The 21,662-nt window shown below is 41.8% G+C and carries 12 protein-coding genes and 6 pseudogenes; 3 read left to right on the top strand and 15 right to left on the bottom strand.

The genetic code is table 11. The features are described from left to right. Positions 1–19: 19 nt before the first annotated feature. The 9 genes and pseudogenes from ACFFUV_RS08775 to ACFFUV_RS08735 all read right to left on the bottom strand — a co-directional run. Positions 20–376: a cyclophilin-like fold protein gene (locus ACFFUV_RS08775; protein WP_390191294.1), complete on the bottom strand. Its 357-nt coding sequence runs from the start codon at positions 374–376 to the stop codon at positions 20–22. Positions 377–604: 228 nt separating this feature from the next. Continuing rightward, positions 605–2,101, bottom strand: coding sequence for an alpha/beta hydrolase fold domain-containing protein (locus tag ACFFUV_RS08770; protein WP_390191292.1), 1,497 nt, complete (start codon positions 2,099–2,101; stop codon positions 605–607). A gap of 263 nt (positions 2,102–2,364) precedes the next feature. Further along, the gene (gene wcaK / locus ACFFUV_RS08765; RefSeq protein WP_390191291.1) at positions 2,365–3,669 is read right to left on the bottom strand and encodes a colanic acid biosynthesis pyruvyl transferase WcaK; all 1,305 of its coding nucleotides are present in this window, start codon (positions 3,667–3,669) and stop codon (positions 2,365–2,367) included. 154 nt (positions 3,670–3,823) lie between these two features. Next, on the bottom strand, positions 3,824–4,675 hold the full coding sequence (locus ACFFUV_RS08760) for a glycosyltransferase (RefSeq protein WP_390191290.1): 852 nt from the start codon (positions 4,673–4,675) through the stop codon (positions 3,824–3,826). Positions 4,676–4,712: 37 nt separating this feature from the next. After that, positions 4,713–5,945, bottom strand: a complete 1,233-nt coding sequence (locus tag ACFFUV_RS08755) for a glycosyltransferase (protein WP_390191288.1) — start codon at positions 5,943–5,945, stop codon at positions 4,713–4,715. 16 nt (positions 5,946–5,961) lie between these two features. Beyond that, positions 5,962–7,413 carry an oligosaccharide flippase family protein gene (locus ACFFUV_RS08750; protein ID WP_390191286.1) on the bottom strand — a complete coding sequence of 484 codons (1,452 nt, stop codon included), beginning with the start codon at positions 7,411–7,413 and terminating at the stop codon, positions 5,962–5,964. A gap of 803 nt (positions 7,414–8,216) precedes the next feature. Then, entirely contained in the window at positions 8,217–8,984 is a 768-nt protein-coding gene (locus tag ACFFUV_RS08745; RefSeq protein WP_390191283.1) for a glucose 1-dehydrogenase, read from the bottom strand. Between the two features lie 1,411 nt (positions 8,985–10,395). Beyond that, positions 10,396–10,758, bottom strand: a pseudogene (locus ACFFUV_RS08740) (DUF2787 domain-containing protein); the annotation flags it as partial. Further along, positions 10,757–11,044 (bottom strand): annotated as a pseudogene (locus ACFFUV_RS08735) (JAB domain-containing protein); the annotation flags it as partial. The pseudogenes ACFFUV_RS08740 and ACFFUV_RS08735, both read right to left, overlap by 2 nt. A 282-nt stretch (positions 11,045–11,326) precedes the next feature. Between ACFFUV_RS08735 and ACFFUV_RS08730 the strand changes: the two are divergent. Together ACFFUV_RS08730 and ACFFUV_RS08725 are read left to right on the top strand one after the other, a co-directional pair. Continuing rightward, positions 11,327–12,400 carry an HPP family protein gene (locus ACFFUV_RS08730; protein WP_390191281.1) on the top strand — a complete coding sequence of 358 codons (1,074 nt, stop codon included), beginning with the start codon at positions 11,327–11,329 and terminating at the stop codon, positions 12,398–12,400. Between the two features lie 640 nt (positions 12,401–13,040). After that, the gene (locus ACFFUV_RS08725; RefSeq protein ID WP_390191280.1) at positions 13,041–14,786 is read left to right on the top strand and encodes an EAL domain-containing protein; all 1,746 of its coding nucleotides are present in this window, start codon (positions 13,041–13,043) and stop codon (positions 14,784–14,786) included. Here ACFFUV_RS08725 and ACFFUV_RS08720 read toward each other — a convergent pair. From ACFFUV_RS08720 to norV, 6 genes and pseudogenes are all read right to left on the bottom strand, one after another. Further along, entirely contained in the window at positions 14,773–15,747 is a 975-nt protein-coding gene (locus ACFFUV_RS08720) for a methyl-accepting chemotaxis protein (RefSeq protein ID WP_390191278.1), read from the bottom strand. The two genes, ACFFUV_RS08725 and ACFFUV_RS08720, sit on opposite strands and share 14 nt — an antisense overlap. 260 nt (positions 15,748–16,007) lie before the next feature. Continuing rightward, on the bottom strand, positions 16,008–16,346 hold the full coding sequence (locus ACFFUV_RS08715) for a TehB family protein (protein WP_390191276.1): 339 nt from the start codon (positions 16,344–16,346) through the stop codon (positions 16,008–16,010). Then, a pseudogene (locus tag ACFFUV_RS08710) lies at positions 16,324–17,120 on the bottom strand (ferredoxin--NADP reductase). The gene ACFFUV_RS08715 and the pseudogene ACFFUV_RS08710 overlap by 23 nt, the downstream one beginning before the upstream one ends. A gap of 81 nt (positions 17,121–17,201) precedes the next feature. Further along, positions 17,202–18,345 (bottom strand): annotated as a pseudogene (gene norW, locus ACFFUV_RS08705) (NADH:flavorubredoxin reductase NorW). An 11-nt stretch (positions 18,346–18,356) separates the two neighbouring features. Beyond that, positions 18,357–18,533: pseudogene (locus ACFFUV_RS08700) on the bottom strand (rubredoxin); the annotation flags it as partial. 78 nt (positions 18,534–18,611) lie between these two features. Beyond that, positions 18,612–19,818: pseudogene (norV, locus tag ACFFUV_RS08695) on the bottom strand (anaerobic nitric oxide reductase flavorubredoxin); the annotation flags it as partial. A gap of 188 nt (positions 19,819–20,006) precedes the next feature. On the opposite strand from norV, the gene norR reads away from it, so the two are divergent. Further along, complete coding sequence (gene norR, locus ACFFUV_RS08690; RefSeq protein ID WP_390191908.1) at positions 20,007–21,533, top strand: nitric oxide reductase transcriptional regulator NorR; 1,527 nt, start codon at positions 20,007–20,009, stop codon at positions 21,531–21,533. Positions 21,534–21,662: the final 129 nt, after the last annotated feature.

Raw genomic sequence — 21,662 nt, 5'->3', positions numbered from 1 at the left:
CACTCTAAGTGATTGAGGGCTATGCGAAATCAACAACAAAGGTGACTTGCTGTTCAAGGGCTTTGATGGCAGGTAAGTCTGCACTATCGATATGAGCGATAATCATCATTTGCTCATAGCTTTGCGACACCTCTTCTCCTTCAAATAAAACAGCAAACCAACCGCCCGCCAAGCTGATATCTCCATTTTTCCAGCCCGCTTGCATTTCACTTTCATCATAACGACCACTGCTTGCAGTGCAGCAATAATCGTAGGTTGAGCGATGCCCTGAAACGGTAAAAGGCAGGCGCGATTTAAAATCTTGGGCAGCGACCGTGTCGTTTAATGTTGCGGGAATTCGAATATCATTCACTTGAAGAAAGATCGGGGTCGGCATAAGAGCACTCCATCACCAAAGTCTAAAACCTTATGATTATGGAATGGTGAGTTTTTAGACAGATTGATTCCTACCAAATACTTGCCTAATCGTACATTTTAGGGCGTTGAAGTCTTTGATTTGGGAGCCAAGTTTTAAAAATGGTGTCCATTTTTTCGTGTTTATTATCACTCTCTCCCACTAGGGAATTTAGGCGGGTGGGTCGAGAGTGATATGTGGTGAGCGCCGTTAATTGTTACTCGCGACGACCGCATCAAAAAAGGCGATCATGTCATCCAGCGCGGGTTTGCCAACGGTGTTAAAGGTCTCGCGAACCCCGGCTTCTGGCTTCCAATCAAAGTAAGCGTGACCAACGCCAGGATATTCGACAAATTCAACCTGTTGACCCGCATCTTCAAGTGCCTGAGCGAATTGGCGAACACCTTCAGGCCCAACGGTAGTGTCATTTGATCCGACTTGAAGATAAAACGGAGGTAACAGACGCTGGTTAGATGAAGGAATATTGCTTATGGGTTCAACGGCAGGATCCATATCGCCAACACCGTCTGTTCGATTAAACGCACCATAGCTTGGTGCCACCGCGAGCAGTGAGTTGGAAATCTGCTGCTGGAGTTGCTCTACGCTCATACTGGATGGAATGTAGCTTGGCATAAAGTAGGATTGGCCGATTTCTCCAGTATAGCCTTGCGAACCGATGTAGGGAGTTAATAGCCCAGCACTCGCGCTAAGATGACCGCCAGCGCTGTCTCCAGTGATGATGATTCGAGAGGCGTCGCCGCCGTACACAGCGGCGTTTTCCTGAATATGGGCAATTGCGCCGTAGACATCTTCGATCATGTCAGCGTGAGTTGGTGCTGGCTCGTCAAGGTCAACCAACAGTCGATAGTTAATACTGGCGACCACATAACGACCACTTTCGGCGATATAACGCGCTTGGCCACGCATAATATCTTCAGAGTTTAAACTCCACCCTCCACCATGAACGATGACAACGATGGGTAAATCAACCGCCCCTGGTGGTGTGTAAACATCGTATTTAAGCGCTTTACTTCCTGAAGTGGCGTAGACGACATCTTCTGTGATTTGCAGATCTTGCCATGTATCGTCAGGAATAAAACTCGCGCCAATGGTGTAACTATCAAGGTCTCCGCCGTAGATTTTAAATCGCGCGTCTTGGTTGTCCGTTACGATGGTATGCGGTGAGGAGGTTGATTCATCTAGATAGGCGCTCCAAGTACCAACGACCCAAATCATTTTGTAGATCGAGTCAATCGCATAACCATTATCTGGCAGTGCAGTAATGGTGAACTGACTACCAAAAGGAACCACCGTGCCAGACTCTATCGGTGGATCGATGATGACTTGTCCGTGTTCGGCCTCTGAAAGATTAATCGTTACGCCCAACTCAAAATTAGCTTGAATGGATTGATCACCATCGATCTCTAAGGTTAGAGGGTTTTCGCTGGGGTGATCACCACTCCAACCAGTAAACACGTAGCCTTGCTCTGGCGTTGCCGTTACGGTGACTTGCGTGCCTGCGAGGTAATCTGTTGCCTCAGGAGAGACGTTCACACTGCCATGTTCTGTCGCGTTTACGGTGAACGTGTAGTGGGAATCATCATCGTCACAAGCCGTAATCAGCAGTGCTAATAAAAAGGTAAAGAGAAGAGGGACGAGAGAATTTGTATATCGCCTCAAAACAAAATAAGCAGGATGGTAGGGCATAGTAAACTCCGTTTTGGCGTTTATGCAGGTAATAGCTGTTGATGAAAAACAACGCCCAGCATAAGGCAGATATTAGGAGCAATACTTTTCTTCTCGGTGCGATTATTTAGCCCTAGGTAGCAATGGTGAAAAGTGTGAATAAAAGGAAGTTATCGATGAGATGAGTGATGAGATGTATAAAAAACGGACATCCGAGGATGTCCGTTGTGAAAGGCTATATGCGTTTTAATTACGTTGTGGTCGTGGTACAGAGCCGAAAGGCACTAGACTTCCGAGACAGGATTCGAAACCACTGGGCTTGGGCGCTCAAGTTCTACACTCGAGACCTCAACTTTCGCTAACTCGCTTCGAATAACGCTCTTGCATCGTTCTATTTCGACACTCAACTTTTGGTTCATCGCTTCACGTTCCGACTCGATATTGGCAATTTTGTCCAAAACTCGGTTTTTGAAACTTTCAGTATCTAAGCTGTTGATGTCGATTGAGTAATCACCCATATCTATTTTATTCAGAATCCCTTGAGACTTATGCTCATAATAAACAGCAAAGGCTGGGGTACCAAAACGCATAGATAGAATAGCACTATGTAGACGAGTACCGATGGTTAACACACATTTAGACAACAGCGTGCCGAGTTCGATATCGGTTAACTCGTCCATGACCACAGAGTAATTTTCTGAGTCGTTCACCATTCTTCCCACGCGAAGGGCAGGAATACGATCATCTCGATGGTAGTTATCGAAACCCGTACATGTCGATAATGCGATGACATTATAGCCACTCTCAATGAGAGACTGACATAAGTGTGCAACTTTCGCTTCATACTGTGCTTGGGATACGCCGAGTCGAACATCAAAAGGCGCAAGCTCTCGCATAGTAATCGCAACCGTTGGTTTGTCTTTAATATATCGGCGCTCTAAGTTTTCAATATCCGGATTGTATTTAGTTGGGTCAATTAACCATGCGGTATCACTGCCCAAAACATAATGGTTGGAGTTAACATTTACTTCGTCTAAATGTTCTTCACTAACCGATTCTCTTAGAATTAAAGAGTTCGCTTGCTTGAAGACTTTATTCGCGACCTTAGCAACGTTTGGATCTTTAAAAGGGCCTACGCTATGGCCAATAATAAGGAAGGGCTTTTCTTCACGAATCGCCACTGCTGCGGCTTCAAATTGCGCGACACCATATAAGTCTACAAAAAAAGAGCCCCCGACTTGAATAACCAAATCATAAGGTTGAATGAACTCAGAAAATTCCTTATAGGCTTTTGGAAGCAACTTAGGTGAAGTGATTTTTTTATCGAGATATTTAGGCAGGACAATTCGGTTAACAAGCCTTTTCTCGATTCGACCCCATATTGATGTATATTGCTTTCTGGCCAATGAGAGTGTGTCTTTAAAAACTTTATGGCCGAAAAAAAACTGCGCTCCATCAGTATATCGGGATGTTATATCAATATCGTATTCTTGAAATTCACTTTCCAAGAAATCGATTAGACCACGTAAAATTGCCGCGTCACCTCTGTTTGAGCAAGAGTGATTGCCAACGATTAGTATTTTCTTCATATTGTTTAAACTCAATTTAAATTATAATTTATATTTATATGATAGCCGTATCCATATGCTTGAATTTGGCTTGTGACCCTAATGAATTCTAACCTTGAAATATTGTTAATTTGGTAAGGGTTTTCTCATTTTAGGTTTATATAATGATACTTTATTATTTGAAACCCAGCTTATCTTGAATGCTGTTAGGCAATACTCTTTGTCTGAATGAAATAAAAGATCTTACTATTCTAAACGATGTTTCAGACGAAAGAACATCTTTATATTTTGATAATAATGATTGCAATGAAGTCTGGTAGTATTTTAATCCTTTTTCATATAAGAAATCATTTTTATTAAGCTCGACAACTAACCTTATTTTTTGATTTTTCTTAGATGGTTTAGTCGTTAAACTATTTTTTCGTTGCATGACGCAATAAATTGGCTTGTCAACAGAAGAGATTGACTTTGCGTAATAACCGGTTTTAACAGAAAACATGACATCATTAGAGGCCATAACTTGGTCAAAAGAGATATTGTTATCTTTAACGAGCTGGTGTCTGATTAATTTACCCCAAGGCGGGTAGTAACGATAGCGGATAGATTCATCACCAGTTTGTAAATGCTGATTGACTAAATCCAATAGGTAAGAGTTTCTATCTGAAATTTCGCCTGTCTCTTCTACTAAGCTCAAAGACTTAAAATAAATAATATCATCATTACTTTGGGAAACGGCATCTAAGTAGTTGAAAGCTTCGTCAGTAAAAACATCATCTGAGTCTGCAAAAAGTAACCACTTACCTTTGGCAATTTTAAGTCCTAAATTACGGCATGTTCCCGCACTTTTTTGCTCAGTATTATTGTCTAAAAAAATACATTTAGACTTTATATTAGTCAGTTCATAAGTATCTGTACTTTTATCATCTACAACAATGACTTCAATATCATCTCGGTGAGGTATACTGTCAAGAAGCCTCTCAAGAGATTTAAAGTCATTAAAATGAGGTACAATTATCGAATACTTCATTGGAGACATATACCTTATAGTTATGCTTAAATTTATATCAAACTAAAACTAAATTTGAATAGTTGAAAATGTTTTTATTAAGAGTGATGTTATTAAATTCAGATTCACATTTTTCTCGCGCGTTTCTACGAATACTCTCAACCTTTTCCGGTGATAACTGACTAATTTTAATCAGTGTGTCTGAAAGTTCATTAATACTCGCTTCATTGACTAAGTAACCGGACACGTCATTTTCTATTAATTCAGGGATACCTGAGTGGTAAGTCGATAACGTAATTAACCCTTTGGCCATTGCTTCCATGAGTGCCACGGGTACGCCTTCCATATCACCATCTTTTGCTTTTACACTAGGCAATAGGAATATGTCCGCTTCATCGAGTTTATCTTTAACGACTTTCTGAGGTTGTTTGCCTAATAGGTGAATAAACGAATTTGCATCAGATTTTTCAATGAGCTCTTTGGCTTCGTTGTATAGCTCACCATCACCGATGATTGTAAACTCGATAGGAATTTTTTTAGATGCAAGCAGAACGGCATTAATAGAGTCCAAGATCGCCTTTTTATCTGTAAGGCGTCCGACTTGAATAACTTTTAAAGGTGTTGATAATTCTGAATCAACGTCTCTTAGTGTAAAATCATTCACATCAATGCCCATACGATGTACGCGAATTTTTTCTGGTTTGCAGCCCATTTCGATAAGCTTATCTTTCCATAGATGACTGATAGGTAGCATCAAGTCACCTAATTCAAATAGCTTTTTGTAGTGAGGCTTATTTTCTTTGAGGGTACGATAACGGCTGAGTTCATATCCATGGAATATGGTTGATATTGGTCCACCGATGATCCCGACCTCTCTCATTTTACATACGTAGTAACCGTTAGTACCAAAATGGCAAATGATATTATCATATTGTCTTTTTGGAAGATTAAGGCTTGACCAATATAGTAAGTCTACTTTTTGGTCATTGGTGATCAGTGGATCACGAATAACACTTAATACGGTGCTAAATTTTCCTTGCAATATTAACTTAGTCGCATTCTTGGCTGTTAAAAGCAGACGCTTTAATTTGGGTGTGTCGGACACTTTTTTACATATAACACTATCCATCAAGTTATATTTTTCGACGGTATCATGCATCATGCTATCTCTTAGGACAGTACTCGTGATGACATCAACATCAGCGCCCAAATCAATTAAACCACTTATTTGGTTTATAACAAATGTCTGAGAGATATTTGGAAAGTTATTCGTATACACTGCAATTTTCATTTTTATCTTTCCGTTATTATCCTAGTTTCTTCTTTTTATTGATTAAACCCATTGGTGTAGGGACAGGTGCTGAGCTGTTATGAGTAACGTAATATCCCATGTAGTAGATACCTATCGATATAATTGATATTAGTGTTAAGTACACAAAATTACTGTGAATGAGTGATGCATATGAAACAAAATACTCAGATATGAAAATGGACCCGACGGATATAACGAGGAAAGTTATAATAGGGGTTATATACCAAGAGTATTTAAAATTAATAATATGTTTATAGAAAACCAGGAATACGACGTTTAGCAATAAAGTTTGAAGCACCGCACTGCCCCAAGCGAGATTGTAGGCTCCGTAGCGGGCAAGGACTGAGTACATCACACCAAATAGGCCCAGTACTGATAGGTTCCAATAAAAATCGATTTTGGTTTTGCCTAAACCTTGAGTCAGCGTTCCCACTAATGCACCACCCACAGAGCGTACGCCCCAGAAAATAGCTAATGGCACCATGAAATAAGCGACTTCTAGTTTTCCATCACCGTATACAAAGGAGATCAGTTCTTCGTTCAACATACACATTATTGCGTATGGAAAAATTAAAACTGCAGAGACATAAGTATGGGCTTTTCTTGCTATCTCGTTCATCTTGCCCATGTCTTTTTGCGATGAAGCGAACAGCGGCAAACTGATGCTTCTAGCAATAGGCAGTATAAACTCAGAAGGTTTGCGAGTAAGTTGTTTGGCTAGGTTGAATGCACCTAACTGGTTGCTGCTAATGTAGAAACCTAACAATAGCGTATCTAGGTTTAATATGAATTGGTTAATCAGTTGTGAGCCAATCTGATAAATACCATAACGCCAAGCACCCTTTGCCTCTTCCATTGAAAACGAAAATTTAGGATACCAACTCTTGTCGGCGTAGCCCCAAATTAAAAAGCAACGAACAAAACTGGTAAATACAGAACCAAAGAATATGGAGGCTGCGCCCATACCAAAATAAGCCGTTGATACTGTGAGTACAGTGCCGGCAAATCTGGAAATCATATCGAACTTTGCCAACAGGTTGAGCTTGAAATCACATACATATCGAGCTTGAAGCTGGGCGGATAACGAAAGGGGAACAAAGGTTAGAGCAGCAAAAGGCAGCAAAGATAATATCTCACTATTATCATACATATTTGCTACAAGTGGGGTAATGGCGCAAAGAAAGAGAAACAACAGCAATCCTGATGATGCACAAAACCAAAATACTGTGGAATTAAGAACGCTGGAAACCTTTTGCTTATGTACTAAATAGTTTGCCATGCCCAAATCAGCGAGGATCTGAGAAATGTTGATAACAACCATGACAATAGCTACAACACCAAAGTCTGATAACTCTAGTAATCTAGCTAATATGGCAACTTGCCCCATAGATATAAAAAATATAAAGGCTTTTGACATTGTTTGCCATTTTAAAATATTACCTATCATTTAAGAGTGTTTCCTTGCAACGATATAATTTTTAGAATTGAAGTCAGAACTTTAGTAAGTGCAAAAATTATAGTTTTTTACTAAAAATCTATAATGCTCTAATAAAGAAGATATTTTGTTATTTCCTTATGCCAAGGCTACATTCTTTTTCGGTTTTCAAGCCATTCACTTGACTGAAAGGGCATGAACATATGATGCCCACCCACGCTGCCGCCCTAAGGTTTACCGCTCCCCCAAAGCGTTATCGTTTAGAAAATCTATCAATGAGTAAGTCATCTCAGTAACGACAGAATTAAAACTAAATTCATTTATTTCAGTCGTTTAAGAGTGTTTAAGTCAGAAGGATTAACTCTAAGGGTGACAACCGAATTCCATTTGTACCACTTCCTTTAAGCACGATAAGATACCATAGTGAAAGGAAGTGTGATCTCCAACATGAGGCGAGTCTCGTTAATGAAACTTCTTTTTACTACATGGCCTTATACGAGATTTAATACCTTCATAATGCGAATAATCACGTCATGACAACGACGATCAGTTCTAGCACTAATATCGTATTAATAATGAGAATATTAATTAGAAAGTTGTGTGTGGAGGCAATGATTGAATCGATAGTTAAGAGAGTGAGAATTTAATTTTGATATGTCAGAAACGAGTTTTAATTCCGTAATAAAGCCGTGATAGAAGAAGTGAAACGACATTGTTTAGTGCAATGGGGAATGCTGGAGACGCGATAAATTCAAGGTATAAAATAAGCGAGGAAATTTCCTCGCTTATTCAGTCACGTTAATGGCCATTTGGCTTTAACGAGCGGTTGCTCCGCCGTCTACTGGGAGCGATACGCCTAAAACAAAAGATGCTGCATCGCTGCTTAGCCACAATACCGCTGCCGCAACTTCTTCACCTTTGCCGAGTCGGCTAATGGGCTGGATACCTTCAATGATGTCGTCGGTGAGAACGCCTTTCTCTTTCATGTCCGCGACCATAGGAGTGTCGATTGCGGCAGGGCAAACCGCATTTACACGAATTCCTCGCGTAGCATATTCGAGAGCTGCACTTTTTGTTAAGCCAACGACGCCGTGTTTAGAGGCGTGGTAGGAAGCAAGCTTCCCAAGCCCGACAAGACCGCCAATAGACGCGCAGTTTACAATAGAGCCGTGACCTTGGTCGCGCATGTATTTTAGCTCGTGTTTCATGCTTGCCCAAACACCACGAAGGTTTATCGCGTTGACGCGATCGAAATCTTCCGCTTGCTCATCCGCAGCATCGATAGCAGGTACTTGAATACCCGCGTTATTAAATGCCATATCCAAACCACCGAACTGCTCAACGGTCTGCGCGACTAATGCGGCGACTTGTTCTTCTTTGGTGACGTCACAAACGAATCCCGCCGCTTTTCCTCCGGATTGGTTGATTTCGGTTACCGCAGCATCTAATGCTTGTTGGTTGACATCCGATAGCATCACTGAGGCGCCTGCTTTGGCGTACGCCTGCGCTGTTGAAAAGCCCATTCCAGATGCGGCCCCTGTTACTAAGGCTACCTTTCCAGAAAAATCATAAGAGACTGACATGTTACCTCCTCGAAGATGAAGAATATTGGTGTTAAGACACAGAGAAGGTGCTTTGCACCGTGAATCGAGGCTCCAATCGGATTCAACGAGGTATCACAGTATTAAAGAAGTTTGATAGCACCAACTCTTTATTGGCTGAGTGTGAATGAAATGCTTGGCCAAAATGTGAGTGTGGTTGTGGCCATTTACACTTCAGCTGATCATCAGCAGGGTAGTGATATGTTGAGCATTTTAGTTCACCCAAATCTGATGGCATCCAGTGTATCGGTTATTGGCAAGGGTGTGATGTGGCTAAACTCCACAATGTTTGCTCGATTGTCTAAGCTATTTACGAAGGATGGACTTTTGATGAGCGCATCGCTAGCTTATTCGCTAGAACGTTTGATGATTTCAAAGCGATGAATAGAGGCACTTTGCCAAAAAATGAGTTGTAAGTTATTGATTTTTGTTGTTGCAGGCAAGAAAAAAGACGCCCTAGGACGTCTTTAAACTTAGAATTGGTGGAGCTGGCAGGATGCTCCACCAAACTTTTAAAAATCAATAACTTAACTGTTTTTTTTTGTGATTGTTTTTAGGTGGCTTAGTACCATTTGTTAGTAAACACTTTACCGGAATTATAAGAGCATGAAAACTCAATAATATCCGCTGTTATTACTTTCGGTTCAACTCCCTAATGAGGAGCTGAACTGAGTTGTTTGATTTGCTGTGCCGAAGATTTAAGGCGATTAACCGTTGAGTTTTGTTCTTCAGCTAAGCGGCATGTAGATAGTTCTTTGAGAGTATTAGATATACGATTTTTTTGACGCTTTTCTTGAGAGACCATGCCCGTATTTTTAGCGTCGAGCCATCTATCTATTTGATGTTGTAACTTGAGAATGACCTTTTGTACTTCGAGTGATTCTTTAGCTTGCTGTTGTTGATACCTCCATTCATCTACTCGGGCTCCTCGTGATGGAGTGTTCGGGACGTATAAACGGTGGTCTATTTGGCAGTGTTTCAATACAGCCGCATTAAACGCAGTCTTTTTAACTTGGTAACAGCCTTTTTTTGGAGGTTCTTAAGAACCCTTCCCTCCAAGACTTTCCCTTCCAAGACTTTCCCTATAATTAGGTGGACATGGTCTCCACTACCATTACGTCCATGTTGAGGTTGTTGATGTAATACTGCACGAATTACCTTTTTGAATGCTATCGTTTCACTGTGTGTGAGCTTTAGGTGACGAGCCAACTCTCTACAGCAGTCGCCAATAATCAAGCGCCAATCATTTACGGAGGGTCTAAACCCTCTTGGCAGAGTCAAACAAAACTCCATAGCATAGCTTGATAATGGACGCCCACGAGCTCTAAAGATTAATTTGGACATAGTGAGTCCTCCTTGTTTCAGGATTCAAATAAGAAATACAGAGTGAGAATTATTGGAACGTACCGAGCATTGTCAGTTGCACGTCATCAAAGACGTTTCTGGACAGGTGACGAGCAAAGGCTTTCATCCATACCGAGAGCAGCTCTTGTACCTCTGGGTGGGATAAATCCGTGCTCCCCACATCGGGTTGATAGCACCAGCGATTAGCAAGGTGAAAGTACAACTCAGGCTCAACGGTTGTGCTGTGGTCATCGGGATAAGAGAAGCTGGCAAAGAACACCACCAGCCAAGGGCTTGAGGCTGACTCACGTTTAAGTTGCACCTCAATGGGATGTATACCTTGGCGATGTCGGTAGTAACTCATTTGGCGGCAGCTCAGTACGAGGCGTTCGGCATTCTCTGGGAGAGTGTATCACTGCTTTCACCACTTCTCGCGGGTAGACGCTGGCCGCATCCACCGTTCCTTGAAACAGCTCTTTAAACTCAATCAATCGGTTTTGGTTATCCAGTAGCAATAAGGCAAACACTTCGCGCTCATAGCTGCCTAACTTGCAGCGCACATACTCTTTGGTGGCATCAGGGTTGATTAGAGCATCACCACGCACGTAGCGTGTTGCCAGTATCTCTGCGGCATGCTCTAGGATTTCATTTTCCTGATAGCGTTGCTGCTTTTGGTAATCGGAAGTTTTGGGATTCATTTCAGGCTCCTGTCGGAATCAATGATGGGGTTTCACATTGATGACATATGCCTGAAGATTTTTGGATTGAGGTTCAAGGGGCGTTATTAGGTCGTTGGGCTGTTCTATGCAATGTCCCCAAAATGACTGAGCTCGATACATGGGAGCATCGGCGCCTCTATGTGGGCTTTAATTCTATTTGTACATCTCATAGAATGCCCAACTTATTACTCAACAAATCTGTAAACTTTCTTAAAGCATAATTATATGATGCGTTAAGTTTACTAATATAATCATTACCTTATGATCATAAAAAACGAAATCAGACAAGTTTTATCATTGATTCTACCAGTTTTATTAACGGCATCTATCGTTTCATACCTTGCGACCCTAATGCATCACCTACCCACAACACCATTGATGATCGCTTCGATAGGCGCTTCGATTACAATCGTATTCGTTCTGCCAAGCAGTCCAATGGGGAGAACTTGGCCTGTTTTGGCAGGTCATCTGCTGCCGGCATTAGTTGGTGTATGTCTTACATCTTTGATAGATGATGCGACAATACTTTTCTTAACGACGATAACGCTGAGTATTATTACGATGGTTATTTTCAAGTGCGTTCATCCGCCAGGTGTGGCCACAGCACTGGTGCCAGCAATAAGCCAAAGTACACAGCCAGCAATGGGACTCTCATTTCTTCTAGATCCGGTATTATTTAATATTATCCCGCTTATCATTTGTGGCTATTTTTACCGTTGGTACCTCAACCTCAGGGCATCTAAAAAAGAGTCATCAGGCTCAAAATCAACATCCGCTCACAACAAAAGCTCTATCTTTTTTAGTGAGTTACATGAAACCATTGCAACGAGAAATGAGTGGCTCGATATAGATGAGAGAACGCTAGACGATATTTTCAAACAGACTCATTTACTTGCGCTGGAACATCGGCATCAAAAATTGACTTGTGAGCATATAATGACGAGCCGGTTGATAACATTGAAGCCAAATGACACTATCCATAAAGCATTGGAACTACTTCAGCAGAATCAATTCGCGGCTTTACCTGTGGTTGATGATGAGTATGAGCTTGTGGGGATATTTTCCTTGGTTGATTTTCTAAGAAGTGTTGAGAATAGAAAGTTTGACCCATTTATCGCGCTTTACCTACAAGCAAAGAAAAAAGCTAAGAAAGAGGTAAGCCAGTTTATGAATGTAGCGCCAGTGTTTATGCGCTCGGATACTCATATCGCGCGAATGATTCCTCTTCTAACGTCAGGGTATCACCATATACCTATTGTCGATAATAGAAACCGACTTAAAGGTATGATGACTCAATCAGATCTCATTGAATTCCTTTACAATATCAAGGCGTAACGATGAGTTTGCATAGTGTAAAAGTCAGTTGCGGCATGTTATTGAATCTGTGAAAGAGCGCTCTACAATTAAACTATCTTTTGCTTAAATGACGGTATGAACCCAGTTCTTCGCGTTGATTTTTTTGACGACAGCATTTAAATGAAATTTACAGTTTTCAGGCTTACTCCAAAATGTTCAACGAGCTAAGGGGGGGATTCCTTTTGACATTAGTTTAATCAGCACAGCACTTAGCATTCGGCTAGAGTACAGGGATTTTGTTTCGAAAACGTATGTTGTAGTCCAGAGAGAGCTGCCTGTATAGCCACATTTCCGATCATTTATTTCGTTTATGACCAAACGCACGGTTACTACTTATTAGATTTGAAATTGGTTTATGAATAGAAGAATGTCCGTATACTGTTATGTAACAGTAGCTCTCTGTATAGTCTATTATCTAGATGAATATTCGAATAGATACTCAGAGTGCGTGCGTACGCAGACACTACTGAGACCAGTTGGACACTGCACCGTTGAACGTAAGGTCATGTTACTCGGTAGCTTTACGAGTGAACTGATGACGTCAAAGAGGCATGAGTGAGTTTTATGTCATCAGTTCACCTAGATATTCACGTCTGATTTCAGTACTAAGGAGTCATTAATGGCCTTTAAATCAACGTCAAATGAACCCGATTGCTTACTCACGATGAACCAAGAAACGTTCGTATGTAATGCCGAATCCATAAAACATGGTGCACGTTATCAAAATGTTTCTATCGTCCTTGCCATTAAACCCAGTAATCTTGAACCCAGAGCGTTTGACGCATTTCATAAAGTCATGCAAACCGTTAAAAGCGCACAGGTTGTAGGAAGCTTGAAGCAAAGTTTCTTCTTGGTGTACTTATGTCAGCCTATTTGCATTAGTCAAAACTGCGCCCGAGCAATTCATTTCAGCATTCGTCATTTCTTCTCTGAAGTAAAAAAATCCGATGAGCGTATGTACCGGTATTTAACTTCTGGGAAAGTGGGAGTGTCTGTGTTGGGGATGGACACTCAATCTATGAAGAGGGCTGTTGTACATGCATCTCAAGCAACATTAGTGCAACCAGCAGGGCATAAAAGTCGTATCCAGTTTTACGACACCGATTTGCAATTGACGATTAAACGCTATGTACTTCTAGAAGATCTTGTGCATGACGCTATCGAGAAAGGAGAGGTGGGCGTTCAGTATCAGCCGATTATCAGTTGTCTGGATTGGGAGGTGGCAGGATATGAAGCATTTTGTCGTTTTAATATAGACTCTGCACTTGACGCTACAACCACTGAATTGATAGGAGTAGCAGAGGACTTAGGCCTTATATCGGACTTGGATTTACTCATATATCAGAGTGCATTTTCACAATGTTCACTTCTATTGAAAAAGTCCGGAAATTTTCTGAATCTCAATCTGTCGCCGAATACCCAACAGAATTTGCCAGAAGTATTGGAGTGCATGGTGGTGCTGGCGAAGCAAGAGGAGATTGAACTGCAGCAAATTATTATTGATATAAACGAAGTTAAAAGTCCAGCAGCGACTCTTGACCTTGCAACACTTCTACCAGGGTTTCGCCAGCGCGGCATTCAGTTTGCGTTGGATGACTTATCTAAAGGTTTTCGATTGGCTGACTTGCTCAGCAAAGGAGAGTTTAAATATCTCCGAGTTAGTCGTGAGCTGATTGAACGCAGCCATAAACGCGGTGAATACTATCAAGTCATTAAGTTGCTAGTCAGATTATGCCATCGCTTGGATGTACAGGTGATTGCTGAAGGCATCGAAACACCTGATGAGGCACGTTTGCTGTCTTATCTGGGGGTTGATTATATGCAAGGGTATCTTTTTGCCAAGCCTGTTGATTACAACGAACTGCAGGATACAGAGAAACAGGTTGATATCATACTTCGACAACTGCATACCGATGGGATGACGGATAGCTCAGATGTGGATGAAGAAGCTACCACTTTGCTCCATATTGCTAGTAAAAGCCTACCTCGTTTAGATCCCGGAGACCCACTCGTTCTTGCCAATGAATATTTGAAACCCGACACTATTAACGTTATTCCTGTGATTAACAAAGGTGAGTGTGTTGGATTAGTGGACAAATCGCAGCTTAATCTTCATTTGACGCCAGCGATGGGTACCGAACATGAAACGATGAAAGAAGCGAGTATCTGGAAAAAGCCCGTTGCCAGTATGATGGACACTCAATTCACCGTCATGGATACGGAAATTATGCTTACAGAGGTGTTTCCATTGATTAAAGAGGGTGCCATTTCTCTACCGATCGTATTAGTCACCAACAATCGTTACAAAGGCTTGGTTACGAAAACCGAGGTTATTGATTATCTACTAGAGCTTACTGTGTCTTAAATAGGCTCAAGTGCTCAACAATTTGCTCCGTCACTTTTGTTAGCCTACTACCCTGATTTCTTAGTTCCTGACAGTCTTGAGCGTTAGATCCTGACAGCATTTTAAGTGCATCGGTCTCTACAGCAATATCCTTTACCAATTTATTTATCTGTATAATGTCAATATTATCGCTTGGATTTTCAGTTCCTATCAGAGTCAGTATTCCATCTATGCTACTGCTAACAGTATCCAGTTCATTCTGGCTAGCTTTGGTGTATGTGCTAAGGGTTCCAAGAGATCCAGATTGTGATCTCATCTGATCTCCTGCATCTAGTACAGCAGTTGAGATTCTTGCAATGATCTGATTGATTTGATTAAGGCTGCTCTGAGTTGAAGTCGCTAAGTTTCGTACTTCATCAGCGACTACGGCAAAGCCACGCCCATGTTCTCCAGCTCTTGCTGCTTCTATTGCTGCATTTAGAGCTAATAGATTGGTTTGATCGGCTAGATTACTAATAACCGTGATGACTTGTCCTATAGAACCTGTTTGTTCAGAAAGAGATTGAAATTTAGTTTGCAGCTCATCATTTTTAATAATATAGCCATTTAACTCAGAAACCATGATGTCCATATTTTTATTGAAGCGAAGTAATCTAACCTTGGTGCCTTCCACTTTTTGCCTAGTTTCATCTGCTTTGGATTGAAGGGTTACTGACGACTTATCTAGAATGTCTACGAGCTGTGAAATCTCGCCAACACGCTTATTCTGTTCATTTATGCGCATAGATATATTATGAGTTTTAGATTTCAAATGTTCCGCAATATCATCTGAGGTGGAAGCCTGTTGCTGAATATCTGTTAGTGCTAGTCGGACATTTTCTCGAAAGCTGTTAATCACACCCAACACCTTGCCGATTTCACTGTTATAGCGACTGTTTATTTCGCACGCGATTGATAGGTCTTTCTTTTCAAACAACGTCATATACGAGGTTACATGCCTTAGCGAATCAACACCCCCAGATTTTTTCATCGAAATCGTGAATGATAAGAAATGTCGCCACCAGAAATTGAATGACTTGTGATGTAACAGATTCAGTAAATATAAATGCATTTGTAAATAGAGCTAGGGTGCCAACCCAATGGATCGTGCGCATTCGAAGAAAAAGAGATTTCATGACTATTCCTTAACCACTAGTTGTATTTGACCAGAGGCTACTGATTGATATTTATCTTTTGGGGACGTTACGATTTTGTGTTAAACATGTTCTGATTTTTCTTCTCAGATTCAGACCAGAAGTTAATGTTGAAATGAGCATCGTCACTCATTTCAATACGATGCCAATACAGCGGTGGACTAGTGGCAAAAGTACCTGCGGGTATAAGAAGCTTAATTTCAGGCTCTGTTGCGTGCTCAGAAGCAAACCCATAGTAGATAACAATGCCCTCCATTACACAAAGTTGTCCAAATATACCTTCGGCAGTATTATGATGCGATAGCAATGCTCTTGGTACATTGTCTTGGGTGAAAAACGGCGTTGAACGTTGGATAGTCCAATGTTTAGGAATTCTTTGATGATTCATAATATGTCCTTATTGACCAATAAGTTTCACTACTAAAATGTCCCGACTTACGCCTTAAGTGTTTATTCAGCCCCTTTTCTATTAACGCTTGGACTGACTCTTTTACCATGGCTGGATTGCCATACAGATAGACAAAGCTTTTTTCAGGATTGAGTGAAACTGCTGCGGTGTTTTCAAGTGACCCATCGCGCAGTAGTGCCGGAATTCTTCCAGACAATGTTCCGCTGACTGATTCTCGAGAAACAATTGGTACATATTTCAACCTCCCAGCATAACGCTGTAATTGTGCTTCGATTTGTGCTCGATACACTAAATCTCTTTTTTCTCTGACCGCGTGTACCAATACTATTTTTTCAAAAGATAAAAGGGGGCCATCAATATGGAGAGATAAGGCCCAATAGCCGTACCGCTCGACACTAACCATAGTTGTTTGGCGTATTCAGGAACTTCCTCTATTGTCATAAATCCTGCTGGCTGTTTTGCTACCCATACGGAGTCTCCGCTTTGCAACTGATGCAGTTTGGGCGAAAGCTCTCCCTGAGAGGCTGCAACAATTAGGAACTCCAGATCACCAGTAAGCGAATACTCGGTAGGGGGAGTAACAATCGAATAAGCACGGCGAACCCAATCACCGTGTTCGTTTTGCAGAGCAAGTTTAGTAAACTGACCTGCGACAAAAGGGTCTATATCAGCACGAACGGCAATTGAGAATTGGCTGGGCGTCCAATCAATGCGATGTACCACTTTGCCGGGAATCAAACCATGTGGAACCATACAACCTCCGAAAAGCAATATCCTTGGGGGAAATGCCATCACAAAGTAATGATGACAGATCTTAAAGGGTTAACTCTGTTTTTAGGCGGATGAGACTGCACGCAACAACGGAAAAGCTTGATCAACCTTGTCACAGGTAACAACAAAACCGATCATTCGATTATTATCATCATAAGCTTGCGCAATAACACTTTGCTTTTCATACTCAACCTTCCAAGCTGTTGCGTCATTAACTTGTCCACCGATCTGGATTGGATAAGAGGGGGGGGGTCACCTTCACCATCATCGGTGGCAAAGAAAGCAGTGACTCTTGATTCAACAATTGTTTGGCAAGCACATTGGCACTGAGAACTATCGGTTGTAGGTATGCCATCACTTTTCCGTCAATCTCAGCGCAGTCACCTAGAGCATAGACATGCTCATTTGACGTTCTCAACCTCTTATCAACCACAATGCCACGCTCAGTGACAATACCTGCCTCTCGAGCAAGCCGAGTATTCGGTCTTAGACCTGCCGCCGAAATGACGCAATCAATGCTGCCGTCCAGACTTAAATTGGTAGTGACCTTAAAGCCCGTATCTGTATGAGTGATGTTTTCAACGTGGCTTAGCAACTGAAGTTTGATTCCCTCTTCACGTATCTGATCTTCTAATCGCAATGCCACAAAATCAGGGGTTAGATTAACGAGCAAATGACGGTTAGGCTCAACGATCGTCACTTGCTTACGACTAGCACAAAGATCCATTGCCAGCTCTCCACCAATCAGCCCGCCCCCCCCCATAATTAACACATGATTCGCCGAATCGATCTGCTGTTGCGAGCAACGATATTCATTCAGGCTATTCAAGGTAATAACACTAGATGTACCATTGCCTTTAATGGGTGGAACAAAGGCATTCGTGCCTGTTGCAAAAACCAACTTCGAATATGGATAAGCTTGTCCTTTCGCATGGATACATTGCCGCTTGATATCTACTTGCTCTGCCCAAGTATTAGCAAACAGTTCAACCTTATAATGTTTAGAAAACTCTTCTCCTGAGAGTTGAACTAATTCTTCTGCGGCGCGCTGTGTTGTAAATACATGGCTAAGGTCCGGTTTGTTATATTCATCGCCCTCATCACCAGTAAAAACCTGAATAGGTATTGTTGTATCTTGGCGGCGAAAGTTTTTAATCAATTGGTAAGCGGCGAAACCACTTCCAATGATCACAATAGGTGCTGACATATCATTGTTCCTTAACCGTTATGGGGAATAAACACGTCTTTGTCTAGGTGACACTCTGGGCAAAGAAAGTAGTCAGGAACCTCATCCCAAACAGTACCCGGTTCAACACCTTGATTTGGTTCACCGATAGCAGGATCATAAATCCAATTACATACACTACAGATCATGCATTGACAGCCACGGGGGTGATTTGTGGGAACTACACTTATTGTTGAATACTCCATTGAAGCAGACGCTTCGGAAGTCGGTATTGGCATTACGGATTCTGTCAACAGATGCAAAGCCCATTGCTTAGCTATTTGACGGCCATAATCGCGACATTCTCGCATGGCCTTTCCATCTGGACGCCATTTTGTTTTCAGGCTTAATGCTGTCTCGAAGCCGGCATCCGTCAATCGAGCATGTATTCGATCAACAGCCCCACCATTCCAGCCATAGCTACCAAATGCGGCGGCTTTTTTTCCTTTAAAACGAAGACCTGTGATCTCTTCTAACATCCCTGCAATTTTTGGCATCATCACGTTGTTCATGGTTGATGAACCAACAAAAATGCCTTTTGAGCGGAATATGTGCGATAGAATTTCATTCTTGTCATGTTTAGAAGCATTAAACACTTTGACTGCAACACGCGGATCAATGTCGTGAATACCATTGAGCAATGGCATCAGCCATCATTCGAGTATTGTTAGACATTGAATCGTAAAAGATGGTGATACGGTCTTCTTTATAGTTATCTGCCCACTCTAAATATTGATGAATGATCTGTGTGGGGTTATCGCGCCATACAATACCGTGAGAGGTCGCAATCATATCTACGGGCAAGTTGAAGCTCAGAACCTCTTTTATCTTTGCTGTTACCAAGCTACTAAATGGCGTTAAGATATTCGAGTAGTAACGTAAGCACTGATCCATCAGCTCAATTTGGTCTACTTCGCCGTTAAATAAATGCTCATCACAATAGTGCTGACCAAACGCATCATTACTAAACAGAACCGCGTCGCCCGTCAGGTAAGTCATCATACTGTCTGACCAGTGAAGCATTGGTGCTTCAACAAAGACCAGTTGTTTGCCGTTACCGATATCAATATTGTCACCTGTTTTTACAGTTTTGAAATTCCATTCCGGGTGATGGTGGTGACCGACGATAGAGTCGATTGCGGCTTCCGTACAATAAATAGGTGTACCTGGGATTTTTTCCATCAGAGCTGAAAGTGCGCCAGCGTGATCTTCTTCTGCGTGATTAACAACGATCAAATCGATCTCATTAAGGTCGAGTTCCATCTCCAAGTTTTGAAGAAATTGATGACTGAAGCGGTGGTCTACCGTATCAATAAGAACTGTTTTTTCTTCGCGGATCAGGAAGCTGTTATAGCTGGTTCCTTTGGTTATCTTGTACTCTGTACCATGGAAACCCTGTACTTCCCAATCGCGTTGACCGATCCAGTGGATATTATTTTTTACATGAATTGTCATTGTCTACTACCTAATATCAATTTAATCAAATTAGCTTAACTGTACGAGTATTTGCACAGGATGTGCCAATGTTTAACGTTTTGATACTTATGGTTTTTTATTATTGTTATCATGAGCGTTGTCATAATGACAGTTATAATGTCAATATGACAATTACGGAGATACCTAATGACTTCACTCTTAGTCCAATGGCTGCATATCACACATCCGGTTTTACCAGCCAAGATCGATTTAACCGACTTTTGGCAGCCATTCGGCAGGTGCTCAACTGCGACGCATCGGCCCTTCTATTACTACAAGGCCAGCAATTTACTCCTTTGGCAATTAATGGCTTGGCTGAAGAAGTATTGGGGCGGCGTTTTGAAATTGAAGAACACCCTCGGCTTCAAGCTATTGCTCGAGCAGGGGATATTGTACGCTTTCCTGCTGACAGCGACTTACCTGATCCTTACGACGGCCTGATTCCCAACCACAGCGGGCAGTTGCATGTTCACTCTTGCATTGGACTACCGCTGTTGATTGACGACCATTTGAACGGTGCAATTACTATCGATGCTTTCGACCCAGGTCAATTCGATAAACTGCATAGCGATGAGTTGCGTTTTGTCAGCGCACTGGCTGCTAGTGGGCTTCACACTGCTTTGCTCCTAGAAAAACTGGAAAAGCAGACTGTTGGTAGCAATGAAACGCTTACGGAAAGTCATGGTATTAAACAGGAGATGATCGGAAACTCTGTGGGTATGCTCGATTTGCAAGAGCAGATAGACGCTGTTGCAAACACTGATCTTGCCGTTCTGATCATGGGCGAAACCGGGGTTGGTAAAGAGTTGGTTGCCAGTGCAATTCATCACCGCTCTTCGCGTGCAGAGAAACAATTAGTTTATCTTAACTGTGCTGCACTACCTGAATCAGTGGCTGACAGCGAACTTTTTGGCCATGTAAAAGGGGCATTTACAGGAGCTATCAGTAATCGTAAAGGAAAATTTGAGCAAGCCGATGGGGGAACATTGTTTCTAGATGAAGTGGGTGAACTTTCTCTCGCCTTACAAGCAAAACTACTGCGCGTACTGCAATATGGTGATATTCAGCGTGTGGGGGACGATCGCCATATTACGGTGAATACTCGGATAGTCGCAGCAACCAACAGAATCATGCATGAAGAGGTCACAGCAGGAAGGTTTCGTGCCGACTTATACCATCGATTAAGTGTATTTCCTGTGTTCGGTCCGCCTTTACGTGACAGAGGAAACGACGTGGTTCTGTTGGCTTTTTTTTTTGCTGAGCGCACTCGCCAGAAATTAAATATCAAAAGCATCCGGTTTGATAATCAGTTTATCGATAATATCAAACATTACCAATGGCCGGGCAACGTACGTGAACTCGAGCACGTCATCAGTCGAGCTGCAGTCTTAGCTAATGCGTCCAGCACTGATCTGGATATCGTCCTCACAACACGACACTTAGTGTTACCAAAACATGGTGACTCAATTATGGCTGCGAAAGATATATCTATAAGTTCGGTAACGACGAATCAAAAGCCATTTTTGGTCTATGAAGGAGAGCAAAATTTAAAGCAAGCAACCGAGTCATTTCAAAAGCAGTTCATAGAAGAATGTTATACAAAAAATAATAAAAACTGGGCAGCAACCGCGCGTGAGCTATGTATTGATACAGGAAACTTGCATAGACTGGCGAAACGTCTAGGAATCAAGTAATTTAAGCACGAAGTATATAATCAAGGGCTTTCAATCACAGCAGGTACCGGTAGATATCAGCTATTTAGGTGCTGTTATACAGTAATTAAAACTATCAGTTCGAGTGTGAGCTAGTTCATTTAAGAAGAG

Origin of the sequence: Vibrio olivae, from assembly GCF_042428525.1 — a bacterium.
Lineage (GTDB): Bacteria > Pseudomonadota > Gammaproteobacteria > Enterobacterales > Vibrionaceae > Vibrio > Vibrio olivae.
Note: the sequence above shows the minus strand (reverse complement) of the source record. Positions and strands in the feature narration are given on the sequence as shown.